13 protein-coding genes are annotated in these 16,245 nt (G+C 41.8%); 1 reads left to right on the top strand and 12 read right to left on the bottom strand.

Annotation, left to right across the window (positions count from 1 at the left end; translation table 11 throughout):
* Nucleotides 1–135: 135 nt before the first annotated feature.
* A complete protein-coding gene (locus FHT21_RS13445; RefSeq protein ID WP_167295153.1) occupies nucleotides 136–645 on the bottom strand; it encodes a hypothetical protein in 510 nt (169 codons plus the stop codon).
* A gap of 26 nt (nucleotides 646–671) precedes the next feature.
* Nucleotides 672–1,172, bottom strand: coding sequence for a hypothetical protein (locus FHT21_RS13450; RefSeq protein ID WP_167295154.1), 501 nt, complete (start codon nucleotides 1,170–1,172; stop codon nucleotides 672–674).
* A gap of 484 nt (nucleotides 1,173–1,656) precedes the next feature.
* Here FHT21_RS13450 and FHT21_RS13455 point away from each other — a divergent pair, with 484 nt between their 5' ends.
* The gene (locus FHT21_RS13455) at nucleotides 1,657–2,166 is read left to right on the top strand and encodes an O-acetyl-ADP-ribose deacetylase (protein WP_167295155.1); all 510 of its coding nucleotides are present in this window, start codon (nucleotides 1,657–1,659) and stop codon (nucleotides 2,164–2,166) included.
* A gap of 22 nt (nucleotides 2,167–2,188) precedes the next feature.
* Here FHT21_RS13455 and FHT21_RS13460 read toward each other — a convergent pair whose 3' ends face one another.
* The 10 genes from FHT21_RS13460 to FHT21_RS13505 form a co-directional block, all read right to left on the bottom strand.
* Nucleotides 2,189–2,494, bottom strand: coding sequence for a hypothetical protein (locus tag FHT21_RS13460; RefSeq protein WP_167295156.1), 306 nt, complete (start codon nucleotides 2,492–2,494; stop codon nucleotides 2,189–2,191).
* A gap of 1 nt (nucleotide 2,495) precedes the next feature.
* On the bottom strand, nucleotides 2,496–8,039 hold the full coding sequence (locus FHT21_RS13465) for a DUF6443 domain-containing protein (protein WP_167295157.1): 5,544 nt from the start codon (nucleotides 8,037–8,039) through the stop codon (nucleotides 2,496–2,498).
* A 31-nt stretch (nucleotides 8,040–8,070) separates the two neighbouring features.
* Complete coding sequence (locus tag FHT21_RS13470) at nucleotides 8,071–8,433, bottom strand: hypothetical protein (protein ID WP_167295158.1); 363 nt, start codon at nucleotides 8,431–8,433, stop codon at nucleotides 8,071–8,073.
* A 2-nt stretch (nucleotides 8,434–8,435) separates the two neighbouring features.
* Complete coding sequence (locus tag FHT21_RS13475; RefSeq protein WP_167295159.1) at nucleotides 8,436–11,516, bottom strand: hypothetical protein; 3,081 nt, start codon at nucleotides 11,514–11,516, stop codon at nucleotides 8,436–8,438.
* A 224-nt stretch (nucleotides 11,517–11,740) separates the two neighbouring features.
* The gene (locus FHT21_RS13480) at nucleotides 11,741–12,484 is read right to left on the bottom strand and encodes a LytTR family DNA-binding domain-containing protein (RefSeq protein WP_167295160.1); all 744 of its coding nucleotides are present in this window, start codon (nucleotides 12,482–12,484) and stop codon (nucleotides 11,741–11,743) included.
* Between the two features lie 508 nt (nucleotides 12,485–12,992).
* On the bottom strand, nucleotides 12,993–13,475 hold the full coding sequence (locus FHT21_RS13485; RefSeq protein ID WP_167295161.1) for a hypothetical protein: 483 nt from the start codon (nucleotides 13,473–13,475) through the stop codon (nucleotides 12,993–12,995).
* Nucleotides 13,465–14,028, bottom strand: coding sequence for a peptidoglycan-binding protein (locus FHT21_RS13490; RefSeq protein ID WP_243853993.1), 564 nt, complete (start codon nucleotides 14,026–14,028; stop codon nucleotides 13,465–13,467). The genes FHT21_RS13485 and FHT21_RS13490 overlap by 11 nt, the downstream gene beginning before the upstream one ends.
* Nucleotides 13,947–14,321 carry a hypothetical protein gene (locus FHT21_RS13495; RefSeq protein ID WP_167295162.1) on the bottom strand — a complete coding sequence of 125 codons (375 nt, stop codon included), beginning with the start codon at nucleotides 14,319–14,321 and terminating at the stop codon, nucleotides 13,947–13,949. The genes FHT21_RS13490 and FHT21_RS13495 overlap by 82 nt, the downstream gene beginning before the upstream one ends.
* 66 nt (nucleotides 14,322–14,387) lie before the next feature.
* Nucleotides 14,388–15,026 carry a DUF6266 family protein gene (locus tag FHT21_RS13500; RefSeq protein ID WP_167295163.1) on the bottom strand — a complete coding sequence of 213 codons (639 nt, stop codon included), beginning with the start codon at nucleotides 15,024–15,026 and terminating at the stop codon, nucleotides 14,388–14,390.
* A gap of 540 nt (nucleotides 15,027–15,566) precedes the next feature.
* Nucleotides 15,567–15,845, bottom strand: a complete 279-nt coding sequence (locus FHT21_RS13505) for a helix-turn-helix domain-containing protein (RefSeq protein WP_167295164.1) — start codon at nucleotides 15,843–15,845, stop codon at nucleotides 15,567–15,569.
* Nucleotides 15,846–16,245 lie beyond the last annotated feature (400 nt).

A 16,245-nucleotide genomic window follows, 5' to 3' on the forward strand; every position in this document is an offset into this window, starting at 1 on the left:
AAACAGGACAAAAACATCTGTATTCAAAAACCAGTTTGCACAACAACTTTTGCTCTTTTAAAACACCAACTCTGGGGGCAATTTAAAATTGGCGGAAGGGGGCAAATTTATTGGTATATCCACTTACCCATTAATTTATTTTAGTTTGGCAAATCTGAAAAAGCCTTCATGAACTTCTATTTTTTCCTGCGATATAGGTAAGTTGAGATTTGGTACAAGCAGGCTTGTTATTGTAAACTGTTTTCCGTTATTCAAAAAGATTACCGAATAATTATAATCATCCCCTGTTGTGAAGCTAGTTCTTTTAGCCGCTAGATTGAAGGACATAAAACGGTCAATATGTTGAATATCAGCTAAACTAAAGATATCTTCTTCATTCCCGTGACCAACAGTAATCTCTCCACTAACATTATCATAATAGAAATAATATCCTCTATTGACGATGTAATAATTGATATGTGTTATTATAGCCGGGCCAGAAAGAATAACAAACACGACAAGCAATATCCACAGAAATACTTTTATACTGTCATCTGTCTTAATAGACATAAAATAACAAAAACCGAGACCTATCAGAAGTTGGATCAATATGTTTTTGGCACTTCTTAGCTGACTTAAAAAGTTTACTTTAAATTTCTCCTTCATTTATTATTTCCCTCCCATTGTTGCATTTATAATTGATTGTACAAAACTGGACCGCCCATCTGCGCATTTATTTCTGCAGCAATAGCAAGTTGCTTCATTGTACCATTTCTCTGACCAGGTGTCAATTTATTGAATGCTTTGGCCTGATCACTATCTTTTCCATAAGCAAGATCATTTTTCTCATGTACACTTGCAATAGAAAACATTTCTTTTTTTAGTTTATCAGTAATTTTATTAAGTCTAAAAGCTGAACTTTCACCATATACGGTCGCGGACTTACTAAGAAGTTCTTTATTACCAATTTCTAACTCGGTAATTCCACTTTTTTTTATGGCATCTCCATCCCCCTTTTTTGTATAAGAGCCATCTTTTGCGACGTATGCTTTATCGTCATCGATATGATCGGTCCCAAGCCACTTTCCATCCGTACCATAATAATCTCCAAACATTCCATCTGGATCAATGAACAAAATTGGATTATTAAAAGCATAACTGTAAGGTGTAGACTTCCGGTCCTGTTCAGCCATTGGATCCACCACATTCTACCTTCCAATTACCGGATCATAAAACCTTGCACCGTAATCGTACTGTCCCCGCTCTTTCTGCAGTTCCTTGCCATCGTAAAGATACTTGTTAAGCGCGCTTTTGCAGCCGGTTCTTTCCCCAATCCAAAGGCATAATAGTTGTCTTGCTGTATAACCTCCGATCGATTGGTTACAAGATTTTTAAAGAAAGTGGCCCTTCATTCGGTTAGCCGATTAAAGACAAAACCAATGTATTTAATTCCTATCATAATATAACTGGAACCCAAATTCGAAACAGCATGCATATGTATTCAATAATTTATCTGTAGTCTCCTGATGCTCAACTCTCAGGCTCAAGACTACGGATAGATGGATATTGAGCAATTAACGCTATTATTATATACTCACATTTATTGTACATTTGTTCATTGTTTCCATATCTTTTTAAACTGAAACCTCAACGTCAGGTCAAACTAATTTAAACCAAATGATTGATTTAATACAAGATGATATTACAACAATGAAAGTCGATGCTATTGTAAATGCGGCAAATTCTTCATTACTTGGTGGTAGCGGTGTTGATGGTGCAATACATAGGGCCGGTGGGAAATCAATACTTGAAGAATGCCAAAAAATTAGAAACAAACAAGGTGGCTGTAAAGTGGGAGAAGCTGTTATAACAACAGGCGGCTATCTTCCAGCAAAGTTTATTATTCATACTGTGGGACCGACTTGGAATAATGGCAGAAGTAACGAAGAAAATTTACTATCACTTGCCTATTCCAATAGCCTTAAACTTGCATTAGAGAATCAGATACAAACAATAGCTTTTCCAAATATAAGTACAGGAATCTATCACTTCCCAAAAAATAAAGCAGCTCAAATTGCGATTAATACAGTTTCCAATTTTTTAAAGGCTACAGACAAAATCAAGAAAGTAATTTTTGTTTGTTACGATGTAGAAAACTATAACATCTATAGTAAACTCTTAAAGTAGTAGAACTCCGAAAATAGCGGTTCTACTGCTGGATTAATAAAAGATGCTGCAATTCTTCAAACACTTTCTCTTTTTCTTCTTCTTGATTTGGCTCAAGGAAGACATTCAATATCTGTTTTTCCTTTTCATAGTTCCAAACAAAGAATCCGATCCAACCCAATCCCCAAAAATCAATATTACCACCTATCTGACTCGAATTAAACTCGACTTGATTTAGAGAGCCAAAATCACCATTCTTAAAAAATTTATATTCCAACTCATATCCATATCCTTCAAGTTTTGGCGCAATTTTATTTTTGAACCACTCAATATCCTTTATGACTTCCATTTTATTTAACCTTCAAAATTTGTGAAAGATTTTCAATCTTAGGTAATAACTGACCTCCTTGCTTTTGTAAAGCATTTTGCATTGCCTTACCAGCATTAGGCCCCAATACTTTAAACCAGCTGCTTTGCCCACCCTGTAAAAGGCTGTTTGTTGGAACTTGGAATTCTGCATAAACAGAGCCTTTTGTTGCAGCATTAAATGCACTAGGGCCACCAGTAGCCACAAACGTTTGTCCTCCAGCGCCTTCAACCATTTGACCACTTGACGCCATCGTCTCGTATTCTGCTTTAGACATCCAACGACCTACTGTTGTCATCTCAACCCCTGCTGTTTCTGCTACTCCCACTCCGATTCTGCTTAGCAGAACTCCTAACCCTGCAAAAACAGGTTTAAGTACTGCTCCGCCAACCGCTAGCCCTTCAAAGAAATAATTATTATCTATCTTGCTAAGTGATGGTCCAGTAGGAATATAACGGGTGGTAGCTATCCCCAAAACCTCACCACTTATTGCTCCAACCTTTACTGTTTTTCCTGATAAAGGATTGGTAGTTCCAGTAACATAGTTGTAATAGTCAAATATCTTTCCTCCTTTATCACTTACCTTAGTCTTATTACCGTTTACATCAACATTATATTCATCTGGTGGTCTTGCAGAATATTGACTTTGTAATTTTTTAAACGCATGTATCGCATCAGCTCCGTACAATGTTTCCATTCCGTTTGGATCAACATTATTTACGGGATTATTATCCGCATAGGCATATGGATTAACCGAGTGAACCTTCTCCGCTGATGGATCCACCACATTCCATCTACCAATCGCCGGATCATAAAACCTTGCTCCATAGTCAATTTGTTCCAAACCCAGTTCATTTTGTTTTTCCTTGCCGTTATATTTATAATTGTTTGCAGGACTTCCGGTAAACTGGTTACCTGGATTCATATCCAATCCAAAAGGGTAATAATCCTGAACCTGCGCAATACTACCGTCCTGTTTTACAATGGCTCGGGTATTGCCCAAATGGTCTTTCAAAAAGTATTCATAAACATAGGGTGTCCCTGGTAATGCCCTTCCTTCTTCGGTCGTAACAAAGTCGATTGAATTACCGTTATATTGAATTCCCCCTAAATACTTTGTACTCTGTCCCCCTAACTGCTTTTCAATTTTATTCCCCATTGCATCATATGTATAGGTCAGCAATTCTCCAGTACTCGCTTTGGTAAAGGACTGGGGTAAATTTAGAAAATTATAACTAATATTGGTAATACCATTCTTACTATTGCTGGTCTGATTTCCATTATCATCATAAGTATAAGAACTGTTCATTCCTTCTGTTCCGTTATCTGTAACCCCTGCCAGCACATTTCCAGTTTGACCATTATAGATGTAATTATATTGCAGATCATTCCATAATCCGGAAGAACCATTTTTTCTTTTCAACGTTAAGATATTGCCCATTATATCATATGAAATTTCCTCATTGAACCAATCTGTCTTACCTACACTATTATAGGCAGCCTTTTCCAACCTATTCATCTTGTCATAGCTGTAAGTGTAGCTTTGCTGCTGCTGGGCGAGTCCTAAGCCAGGAGGAACAAGAGTCTGCCAGCTTAATGAGCCAATATTTCCGTTAAAAGCATCCGGTTTATTACCGTATTCAATCTGCATCCCAAATCCGTGTGAAGCATCGATAGTATTGGGGGTATTTATAGCTGTCAGCCATCCTCGTTCATTATATTTATAATCGATATACTGGGCAAAAGAGCCACCCCCCGTCCCATGTAACCGTTTCTGGATAGGCTGCCCGATTTCATTATAGTCCATTTCACTAAGGATAATTTCACCTTGAGAATTAATATTTTCTTTTGTGCGTATTTTTCTGCCCAGGTGATCATAGTCATAGGCGGTAGCTATATTTACAGAAGCTGTACCAGATGTATGGTTTCTTACGTTCGTTTTAAGCTCACCAGTAAAGGAAAAGGAATTAACAGTTTCATCGATGCCACCAACATTGTTACTGCTCACTGTTCTTGTCAATTGCCTCTTTAGATTATAATAGTTTACCGTAAGCAGCATAGTCGCCGTCCCCAGTACCCGCACCTTGGTACCGGTAGGCAACCCTCTTATCCGATCATAGTCCATCTCCGGATAAACCGGTAACGGAAAACTATTACCCGGAAAACTGTAATCATCATAATAATTTATGGTATTGTAAACAATATTTGCATTCTCTTCACCTGCCATCGGATGGGTACGGACAGTATAACCATCAGCTCTGGATGCAGTGCGCTCTTCCCATATGGGCCCGGTCATATTGTCGACGTAGTCGTTCTGAATCGTAGCCCTGCTCATCAAATTATTACTCTCAACTCCCCTCACGATCACCCTGCCAAGGCCGTCATACTTTATAAAACTCCATTGGTGTGCGAGAAACTGGTTTGCATCTTGGGTATAAACAAGCTGATCGTTCTTATTGTATACCAAAAACTCCCAGCCTTTTCCTGGCATTTTTTTCTCAATTAGCCTTCCCTTTTTGTCATAACGATACTGATACCCATAGTTATCCAATGAAATCTGGCTGATGCCGCCACTATCTGGATTGGTTCCAGGTGTCAGGACAAATGCCAGTTCCCCAACGGGGTCATATACATAATAGGTGCTCAGCACCTCAATGCTTGCATCAGCTTTCCGGTTAAAACGTCGGATTAAGACCACTCTATTAGAAGCATCCTTATATTCTTCTATTGATCCAGCTTGCTGGTCTGATGCTATCCAATTTTCATCATAGGTAATGTTGACCCTTAACTCGTTCCTATCGTAAAACCCAGCTTCTATCAGTTCATGCTGGAACAGGTAATTACCATTATAGGTATATTTATACCTCGCGATATATTTCCGCACCTGTCTTTCTCCGCCTTGTTCGGTATTTGTGAGGTATTTTACCTTAATCGTATGGCCATTTGGGCTGGCTTGATCTGGTTGCCATAACAATCCAGGTGCACCCCGTTCCTCCTGCCTAGCCAATGGACTCTTTTCAAATTTAACAACACTGTAAGGATAGGAGGTCTGTTTTATACTTGATCCTACTACCTGGTTTTCATAAAAGCTTAACTGCGCATCAAGTCCATCGGTCCGGTAACCACCAGCGTTCGAGGCAGCGGTATAAGGCTGATAACTTATTGGCTCACGCCCATAAATATCATACCTTATCGGCTGTACAATATCTTTTCCACTTGGACTGCCCTGTACCTGAACAGTCTGTGCGGGCCGCCCTAATGCATCGAAATACTGGATATCGGTCTGTACCCTGTCTTTGTTACAGCTGGCCGCAACCACTGCACTCTGACTGGTGAGGCCCTCTTCACGGGGAAGGTAGGTAATGATGTAATTCTGGTTCTGGCTTGGGGAAAGACAGAGACCACCAGAAGTTACCTCCAGAGAGATTGTCGTGCTACCGCTTCCGCCACTACCATTAGCCGAGATGGTATAAACTGTCATAGGCGATACGGCGGCCGCTGTTCCTGAGATTACACCGGTAAACGGATCAATAGTAAGTCCGGCGGGAAGTGCAGGGCTCACCGAATAGGCAGCTGTACTGAGTTTCCTGATTACATTCCCACTACTTTCAGCAATGTAGATGTTACCACCAGTATCCATGCTAAGTCCGTAGGGAGAATTAAAACGGATTGCCGCCCCCGAGCCATTTACTGTTCCAGCTGTTCCGTTTCCTGCTAGTGTTGTAACCGTTCCCGAGGTACTTACCATACGGATACTATGATTCAATTGATCAGCCACATATATATTTCCTGCCGCATCAGCGGCTACCCCGTTAGGATAATTGAAAGTAGCAGAAGTACCATTCCCATTGTTATAACCTGCAGACCCGTTTCCTGCAAGGGTAGTGACAGTTCCGGAAGATGTGATCTTTCTAATACTATGGTTCAATCTGTCTGCAACGTACAGGTTCCCTGCCGCGTCAAACGATAGTCCCATCGGGTTTCTGAAAGACGAGGACAGTGCTGCTCCATTTGATAGACCGGCCGCTCCTGTTCCAGCGTAAGTACTTACTCCCCCAAAAAGGTCAATCTTTCGGATCCGATGGCTTCCATAATCCGCCACATAAAGGTTTCCAGAAGCATCTAATGCCAGTCCGATAGGACTGCTAAAGCTCGCTCCAGTCCCCGTTCCGTCCGCAAAACCCGCCGAACCACTACCTGCAAGGGTCGTTACCGTGCCCGATGGGCTGATTTTGCGAATCCTATGATTTTGCTGATCTGATACATATACATAACCGTAAGAATCGACGACAAGCGCCGACGGGTGTTGAAATGCAGCGGATGTACCTGTTCCATCTGCATAGCCTGCATAACCTGCTCCGGCAAGTGTGCTTACTAGCCCTGAAGGGCTGATCTTACGGATCAGGTGGTTATCAGCATCTGCGACATATACATTGCCCTGTTGATCTACCGCAGTGTTAAGCGGTGTGTAGAAAGTTGCGGCATTTGCACTTCCATTTGCTGACCCGAAGGATCCGTTGCCGGCAAACGTTACCGCAATAGCCCCACCGGTTACGGGTGCACCAGTATTTACGGGAGCTATACTCGCCGTACCGCCTACCGAAATTGTAACCGGGCTACTATATGAAATCGCTGGTATTGATGAAGAACCACCCGTTACATTTATCGATGTAGTAATATTCCCCGTATTCCCACCATAACCTTCAGAAACGAGATAGTAAGTACCAGCTGGCAAGCTTAGCTGAATATAAGCTTGAAAGCCAGGACAAGGGGAAGTAGAACTATCATCATTATAAGCAATTTCTGAACCATACTGGTCAAGAAGGTGCATATAAGTATCAAAACCACTGCCACAGTGAAGCATTTCCACGTTTGCAGTCCCCGAAAGAACAAACCTATAAAAAATATCGTTACTGCCCTGTCCAAAATTATTGCCCAGACAGGCATCCGCATTGCTACGGGTATCGGTAAAACTTCCAGAACTAGAAAAAGTTCCTGCATTGATTGCATTGGACATTCCAGAGCCAGGCGATGCACTGCTACCAGTGCCGGAAATGTTCACAGCTAGGGAAATATTACCGGTATTGCTGCTGTAGCCCTCTGTCACGATGTAATAGGTTCCTGCAGCAAGCACCTGGCTGAGCGAGGAACTTGTCCCTGTACACAGCACCCCGTTATCATCATTGTAGGCAATTACATTACTGGACTCATCCAGGATATATAAATAGGTATCAAAATTACTGCCGCAGAGCGAAACGCTTACATTAGTCGCTGCCGGGATTGAAAAGCGGTACCAGATATCAGGACTGGAGTTTCCGTAAGTATTGGTATAGGGTGAGGTATTTGACCTATTGTCGGAGTAAGAAGTATTTCCACAAGAGCTCAGTGCGATCGGGAACGCGGAACTCTTAGTGGTACCATCCTGCGCATCTGCGCAAAAAGGTGCTGCCACAAAAAACACCAGCACAACGGCTGTATGACGGAGCCAGCTACATATTGCAGCTGGTGAGAGGTTTATCACTTTCATCGGAGAGTTAATAAGGTATGATAATTGTACTTTACTGCTGTTTTGACGGCACTGTTGCTTCCCGCTCGGTAGTCGGGATCACTTTCTGTTGCTGCGATGGGTTGAGCAGTCCGCGGAGCTTTCTGTTTTTTTCCACGATCAACAGTTGGATCTTTGAGCGCCGACCTCCTTCAGTAAGACTAGAATCCGCAACCACTACCGCAAGGGCTTTTTTGTAGGTTTCTTGTATCTGAGCAACCTGCTCCGCCTTTGCAGAATCTACCTGGAGAGTCGTACGGTAATAATTACGCTGCTCACGTTTTTGGTTGGTTTCTTTTTTTTCTTGCGCCGAGCCCTTTTGACCAATGCCAATGAATGCAGCCAGCAGCAAGGTTATAAATATCATCTTTTTCATATCTATGGTTGTTTATAGTGGTAATCAAATTGTTTTACTATATTTCCGTCCTGATCCTTAATGGCTTTCAATCTTAAAAACCCGTCATATTCATAAAACGTTGTCATCCCTTTAGAATCGGTGACCGTACTCATCCCAATAAGTGGCCTATAAGAATAACTTCCGATCAATGAATTCTTGACACGCGAATCGTTCTGAAGAGGTGCAAGAAAATTATTGATCCCGTAATAGGTTGTAGGCATTGCAGTAGCAAAAGAAGCTAGATTACCTGCACCAAGAATATTTTCAATAGTGCTATAGGTTGCGTTTTCCACAGTCCCTACAATGTAGTTTTGATTGTAGGACCAGATTAAGCTTGTTGTTTTGCCTTTTTCGGTAAACTGCAGCAAATTGCCTTTATTATCATACTTATCAAAGGTTTTGGTATCTGGTATACTTCCGATGTAATGGCTTTCGAAATCCCTGACAAAATTCCCACCCTCCATCCTATAGCCATAGGAAGTTGAAGTTGAGCCAGACACGCCATTATTTGAGATGGCTGGATAACTTGTTTCAAGGCTTACACTCACCGGATCAGCTATTCTTCCATCGGCTATGATCGTGCTATACAGCGGATCCAAAGGATGGTCCGAGATATACTCATATCTTGCTGTTTCCCTCATTCCTTTATAGTCTGTTACCACAGTTTGAGGTAAATTGTAGGTGTTAAAATTAAATATTGATGATTTCGTCAAACTGTCTGTTTCGAAATATTCAACTTCCCGAACGTTATATGGATTGGATATGAAATCATATATCGGATAAATTGCTACCAAATGTTGAGGTTGTGCTCCCCATACTTTAGTATTGCTAGGAGTCTCAGTGTAGGTATAATAATAATTCTGATAGTCAGAAACCCGTAGGGCGTAGTGAAATGGAGTAGACAAATTCCGATATTCTTTGGTCACCTTTTTCTTTAATGTACCCTGTTGATCATAAATTTTAACGTTTTTTTCAAGCCCCGTTTTAGCAAGATTACGGTTCTCTAACGCAGGGACACTTATGGCTACTTTGCTCATAAACTGTACACTATTCGAAGGAAGCGTGTTTGGATAATTATGAAAATCTGTGACCGTATAGCCAAGATCTGTTCCTTGGTCATCCACTAATCTATCCGTCACCTGGTCATATCCTATACCGTTAACCGAACTTAAAGAGGCGGGTGAGTAATATCCGTTCCCGTTAAACTCCTCGCTAAAATACGACCTTACTTGTGCATTTGCGTTCCCACCGTTTTCGATAGCCGAGACATGGTTGCTTGTAAAGTTCCGGTATAGATTTATGGGTAATAATGCCTTACCACCGGAGTAGACATATACATGTTTCTGATAAGTTGTGCCAACTTCATTTCTATGTATTACCGATTTAATCCTCAGGCCACAGCCCTTAGAGGCTGTATTGGTATTGGTATCATAATCGGGTACCCAATAATTGTCAAACGTATTGAGCTCATATTCAAAATTTGCACTCCCCCCAGTAGGATAAACGATCTGGGTCAATACCTCTGCTCTGGTATAGGGCAGACTTGCAGAGTGGTTGTTCCCATTGTCGCCAAGCTCTGGCTTTAAATACTGAACAGGATTAGGGATTAAAGAACTGTTTGCAAGGTTGCCGTTATAAAAGCCCCATTGATCCTGAGCGAATGAATTCTTCGCTGGTAGTTGCGTCGGATCATAGTTGAATGTATATGTCCCACCCGTCCCGTCAGTCACTGAGGCTAATTTTAAGCGCAAAAACACAGTACTGCCAAACACGCCAGTGTCATATACGAAACCTCCCCCGCCAACATTTTGTGCATCCGAATAAGTATAATTAAGGTTGATGTTCCTTACAGTTTCCTGTGAGCTGACCCTGATATTATCAATTTTTTTGCCCCCGAGGATATCGGACCTATCCGAGGTATAAAAGTCTACCCTCCCATTGGAAAACACGATAGAGGACAGGATAATGTGCGATTCAGTCTGTTCACTTCTATTTGAAGTCAACATGCCTTCCGCATTGGTATCTGGCAGGTTGGACATAAAAGCAAGAAAATTCATCGAACCATAATAAATACTGACCCCAGTCTCCTTGACCCGTTTCCAGGTTTGCGAAAGTTGAGGGAATGCACTAACTGCAGCCGTTTTTGTATAGTTGATAGCTATTTCATGTTTATTTTTTGTGGTTATTCCAGTCAGCACCCACGTCGCGGACGAGTTACCCGGATTCAGATAACCGCCTCCTCCATACTGCCCTCCAGCAATCTTGATAGTTGAATAAACCAAACTAGAGGCGGCATTTTTCAATGCGAAGGTATAGATCTCACCACTGGGAACCGTTATGGCAAAAGATCCGTCATTAAGATACTTTACGGTATAGCCAAGTTGATTAATCACGGCAATCTGGTAGCCATTTTTCCAATCAAGAACAAAATTAACACTATGCCCAAAAAAATTGGCCTTGAAGATATCTGGCTCAGAATCATAATTGGCAGCTGTCAAAAAGCTCTGGATATCATAATGTCCATTGATAGGATAATATCGGCCAGTTGCAATCGGAAATGCGTAATTTGGAAGAGGAGGATTTACGGGCAAAGTTGGTCCGGATCCATAAGACTCCACCGGCCATTCCCAGCGGTATGGTAATTCCGTAGGTATGGTAGAGCCGATGTAATCTGGCAAACTCTTTGTAAAGCTCGGGTCTAAATCATCTAGATCGTTAACTATCTGCACAATACTTCCCATCTGCATACTCCAACCTAGCCCAACCTCACTGGCCTCCTCACTGACCCTTACACCTGCGCTATGATAAGACAATGTTATTGGCAGGTGAACGCCATCTTCTTCAATCTGATAAAGCGGTACTGAGATATCAGCTACTCCAGTATACTTGCCGATCGGCATATCGGTATATTTCAGGTATTGAAAGGCAGATGGGGTTAGCGGGCGTGATTCATCCAACAATGATTTAGTCTGAGAAAAAGATTGGTGATAAAATAAGATCAATAGTATTGATACAAAAAAAGAAAAGCTCTTTCTCTTTAAGGAGAGGTCGGTAGATATCATCTTTAGAGTGTTAATATTAGTTGTGGTAGCTAAAGTAAACACGCTAACATCATTTCGGCATTTTTTTTGCCAATGACACAAACCGAGAGGTGAACTAATATAAATGGCAGGTATATAAAATTCTTACCCGAAACTGTTATTTCAGATGCTGACCCACTTCCGTGATAATTTCCTTGCTAAAGTCACATTGCGATGCCAGCTTCGGTTAAGTGTTAAGTGATTACTCAAAACCGTTTAACGTTTTTTTTACCGATAGTCATTTCATTTTTTTTCTCAGTGAAAGCTTTCCGGTAAGTAACCCCTATTGGAATCTTTTGGGTATTGCCTTTAAGGGTGAGCAAGGGTCCTTTAACTTCGCTCACTTTTCTGTAATTTATGATAAAAGATTTATGTACCCGGATCAAATAATTAGGCAGGTATTCTTCCATCTCTTTCATCGTATTGAAACAGACATGTTTTCTTCCCTCTACCATGGTTAATAAAATGTGGTTTTCTATAGCCTCAATCATTAGTATTTCGTTGGAGTTTATCAGCAACTCTGTTTTTCCCTTTGCATCGACATTGATAAAAAAAGAATCCAGGCCATGTTCAGGAACTTCTTGTAGAAAAGAGGTCCTATTCAACGAAAGTCTTACGATTTTGCTCATACAAACCTCAAACCTTTTTGATCTGACCGGATAGGACATGTAATCTATTGCTCCATCTTCAAAAGCCTCGAACGCATCACTTGGCGTAACAGACATGTAAATTATAGCTGAAAACTGCATAAGCCTGGTAAGGGCTTTTTTGATGGTTTTCCGCATGGCAAAGTCAACAAATAAAACCTGTGGTTTCTTCGCAAAGATTTCTTCTAAAACAGGTTGACCAGTACCATGATCATCTATGAGTTCAGCGAAGGGATGTTTTTCAACAAGTTTTTTTACATCATCGATGTCAGAACCTTCTCCAATAAAATAACATTTTATCATACATCAACAAAAAGGTTTTATTTCCTTGAAACTAGAATATTGCACTTTTTCACTGATACTTCAAGGTGATATCCCGGCCGGTTCAGCTTACCAATATAGAAAAAAGTAATATTATAATTTAAATAATTTTGTGGCATAACTTTCTTTATCTGTATTAAATATATGCAATCTAGAAGTCTGTACCACCCAAAAAAAACTCTTTAGTCTAACCATTTAACCCATGGTGATTGATATTACATAAAACCAAAAACTTTTTTTTCGTATAATCGAAAGTAAGGTCTGAGCGCCTTACATCCGGCGAAAGCCAGAGCACATTAATGATTAGCGCAACCATTCATTTGGTTGTCCTTTTTTGTCTTGGTCAATATCTATTCTTCCCCAGATCAAACGGGAGCACCTCACTATTAATTATTATTTACTCGATTACAATTGATGGATGGTAATAGTGTTTAGAGCTGATTATGAAATAAATGCTCCCCTAACTGCTTAAAGGGAGCATTTTAAATGTTCAGGTAAACAGCCGTTTTCTCATTAACCAGCAAGCCAGGCCCAGTACCGCTACCAGCCCGATGTATAACATAGCCAAACGCGGCTTTCTGCTTTTATCAATGTGCTGCATCTTCTTTTTTAGCTGTGTGCTTTCGAGGCTGTGTTTTTGGTGCTGAAGCTGGTGGCCCGCTTGCTTTTGGCGCTGAAGAATCTGCCTTTTACCCGTTTTTCCGCTTACCAGCACTTTTTCGGCCAGACCTTCAAAACCATTTTCGGCACTGTAGAAAAATTTCCCCACCGGGGTAATCTGCACCACATATTCGCTATTACTGCTATCAAGCAGCAGGGTGTTTTCTTTTACCCAGCTTTGCAGATTGGTAATTTCCTGCTGATAGCTGTTCGATTGAAGGTTTTCCGTATGCAGCGTTTTTTTACTTTTTAAGCTTCCGCAGGCCGAAAGCAGTATGCTGCAGGCCATCAATAAGTTTAACTCAGTTTTCATTGTCTGCTCCTTTCTTTTTGGCCCAATCGGCAAAGTACCTGATGGCTTTTAAGGGGCGCCGTTTGCGGTATACCCCATCGCCTTCCCTGCTGCCTGCTATATTGGTATTCCCTTCGATGGTAATGAGCCAGTCGCCTTCCTGTCGCTCCACCAAACCACAATGGGCAATGCGTTTCAGGTGGCTAAAGTAAATGCCGAATACCATTGCAGGGCTTATCTCTTTGGTGCGTTTACTTAACGGAAATAAGGCCGGGCTCCAGGCGCTACGTGGTGCGGGGTATCCGGCCTGGCCAAAAACCCAGCTTACAAAAGCGGCACACCAGGGGCTGCCCTGTTCAATGCCTGTATAACGCAGGTACGCCGCTACCCGAGGCCCATCGTTATGGCCGGAAAGTTCGCGCACACCCAGTTCGTTTTTTGCAATGCACAACAGTTTGGCCCTATCGGCAAATGCCCTGTTCGGCGCCTGGTTTATGTTATTGCGGCCAGGCAGGCTATCCCTGCTAAAAAGAGCAATGCAAACGATGCCCAAAAAAATCTTAACTGTTGCCATGATGTGAGTTGTTTAAAGCGTAAAACCATATCTGTTAAATTAAGCAGGCCCAGGCCGAGCCAAAAGCGGTACAAGAGCCACCAGGAAATTTGCAATAGGGCCACATAACACAACAGGCCGAGCAAAAGCAGCTGCCAGATACCTGCATCGAGCAGCGCAGCAGTGGGTTCGAAGCTTCTTAATAAATTAGGGAGTGTAAGCCAGCCTAAAACCAAGATGGTGGCCAGCATCAGTTTTTCGAGTATTTGCTTTTTCGGCATCAGCGCCGTTAAAGCCAGTTTTAATGTTTTCATATCTTTTCTTTTTAAAAAAGCCCAAACCTGCGGTTTTGCAAGGCTTGGGCAGGGTTAACTAACAAACTAAGGAATGGTAAAAGTGCCCAGGTACTGGCTGCCTGATACCGAAGTGGCATCGCGTTTGACTGCAAAAGCCCATCCGTGAAAAACATCACCCGTAAAGCCGGCACCAATTGCAGCGGTATAGGTAAGCGCGCCGCGCTGTGCTTCTTCGTACACCAGGTACATCTTTTTGGTATCGTTAAAGAGCACTACCGTTAGCAGGTCATCAGTAAAGGCACTGTAGCGGTTTAAAATGCTCTGCCAGTTCAGTACCAGGTCTGCACCCTGCAGGCCTGCGTTAAGGCCATGGAAAACCGAAAGCGAACCTTTGCTGAGTACTACCTGCGAAAAATCGACTGTATAATCAGGATAGTCGCCTACAATTGCCTGGTTTAGAAAGACCTTTACTGCTGCATTGTAACCTGTAAGTTTGCTCAGGTGTTTATCTTTAAAGCCAATGTTTAAAATGTCTTTAATAGGGCTCAGATAGAGCGGCGCCAGGGCAAATTTGCTGCGCTGGGCCAATTGTGGTTCGGTACTGGGTTTACTGCTCTTTTTGGGCAGGCCCTTTAGGTAATCTACACTGCGCCAGTTGCTGCCAATTACACTGCCTACTTTGCCCGAGAATGCGCCATTTGCGCCTTTTGAATACGTTGCCATAATTTTTGTTTTTTTATTGAAAAAATGTTGTTCAAAAAAGGATTTCTGTTTATACCGGTATGTTTAAATCCATGCCCAAACCTAGCGGCTTAGCAGCATTGGCGCCTCATTTTGAGCTAAAATGAGCCAAATTGAGCTAAATAAGACCGTTTTTGAGCTAAAATGAGCCGTTACACTTGTGGTAGGCAGTGCAAAGGCCGAGTGCTTAGGGTGCCCCAATATTACTGGGTTAAACCATTCGGTACGAAAAATAATTTAACCACAGATAGAAAGGATGCACACAGCTACAAAAATCTGTGTTTATCTGTGTGCATCTGTGGTTAAACGCTTAGCTTAATGACATTGAGTGGCGACCTGCTTAAGGGCAGCATAACCCTAAGCAGTGGCCCCATCCTGCAAAAACAAACGTTGGCTTTACCTTTTAGGTAAGCAAAAGGTAAAGCAGAGGTAACCCTGGGGTAAGCCTGGGGTTAACCTGGTAGCAATAAAGAGTAAACAAAGGGTAAACAACAGGTAAAGGATGTCTTGTCCGTATATAGCTCAAATACGGCCTTTCCGCTGGCTCTCCAGGTAGGCGGCCAGTAAATCTTTCGCGTAAAAACGATCGCCGCCCGGTAGTTTTATGGGCTTTAAAGTGCCGTCTTTTACCTTACGTTTGTAGGTGCTTTCGCTTATGTTCAGGTAATCTTTTACCTGTTGGCGGGTAAGTTGCGCGTTAGGGTCGCCGAAGAGATCGATAAAGGTAAAGGCGAGTTGTTCTTTGTTCAATACGAGGTAAATGTTGTACATGATCTGTACAAGTGCATCAAGCTTATTCATGTGGCGTTAAGTTTAAAACATGAAACGAATCGGTTAGAAAATGGGGTGCTTATCTGTAAATTTTTGCGCTAAACAGCATTAAACGCTGTTTAACAAACCCAATAAAGTTTAAATTAATGGTGGTGTGTATAATGTAACCTGTTGCAGGGGCAACTTGCCCCAAATTTACGGATAGCCACGGCCACGGCAGATGAGCCCCGAGTTAAAAGGAATACAGGCCACCCGCTGGGGACCCTTTTGCCGTGCATAAACAATAAACTTATGCACTGGAGTAAATAATTCAATTGATAGGGATGAAAAAATAACTGTGGTTAGTTTTTCCATCATGCGTATATTTAATCAGTAATTAAAGACGTAGTTTAATTACGCCTTACACCCTGTATAACGACAACTTTTTTCT

The organism is Pedobacter sp. SG908 (assembly GCF_011759615.1).
Lineage (GTDB): Bacteria > Bacteroidota > Bacteroidia > Sphingobacteriales > Sphingobacteriaceae > Pedobacter > Pedobacter riviphilus.

Coding starts and splice junctions, on each gene's coding strand:
- FHT21_RS13480 (WP_167295160.1), bottom strand. CDS start 12,484: ATGATAAAATGTTATTTTATTGGAGAAGGTTCTGACATCGATGATGTA.
- FHT21_RS13470 (WP_167295158.1), bottom strand. CDS start 8,433: ATGAAAAAGATGATATTTATAACCTTGCTGCTGGCTGCATTCATTGGC.
- FHT21_RS13490 (WP_243853993.1), bottom strand. CDS start 14,028: ATGGCAACAGTTAAGATTTTTTTGGGCATCGTTTGCATTGCTCTTTTT.
- FHT21_RS13445 (WP_167295153.1), bottom strand. CDS start 645: ATGAAGGAGAAATTTAAAGTAAACTTTTTAAGTCAGCTAAGAAGTGCC.
- FHT21_RS13460 (WP_167295156.1), bottom strand. CDS start 2,494: ATGGAAGTCATAAAGGATATTGAGTGGTTCAAAAATAAAATTGCGCCA.
- FHT21_RS13500 (WP_167295163.1), bottom strand. CDS start 15,026: ATGGCAACGTATTCAAAAGGCGCAAATGGCGCATTCTCGGGCAAAGTA.
- FHT21_RS13485 (WP_167295161.1), bottom strand. CDS start 13,475: ATGAAAACTGAGTTAAACTTATTGATGGCCTGCAGCATACTGCTTTCG.
- FHT21_RS13505 (WP_167295164.1), bottom strand. CDS start 15,845: ATGAATAAGCTTGATGCACTTGTACAGATCATGTACAACATTTACCTC.
- FHT21_RS13455 (WP_167295155.1), top strand. CDS start 1,657: ATGATTGATTTAATACAAGATGATATTACAACAATGAAAGTCGATGCT.
- FHT21_RS13475 (WP_167295159.1), bottom strand. CDS start 11,516: ATGATATCTACCGACCTCTCCTTAAAGAGAAAGAGCTTTTCTTTTTTT.
- FHT21_RS13450 (WP_167295154.1), bottom strand. CDS start 1,172: ATGGCTGAACAGGACCGGAAGTCTACACCTTACAGTTATGCTTTTAAT.
- FHT21_RS13465 (WP_167295157.1), bottom strand. CDS start 8,039: ATGAAAGTGATAAACCTCTCACCAGCTGCAATATGTAGCTGGCTCCGT.
- FHT21_RS13495 (WP_167295162.1), bottom strand. CDS start 14,321: ATGAAAACATTAAAACTGGCTTTAACGGCGCTGATGCCGAAAAAGCAA.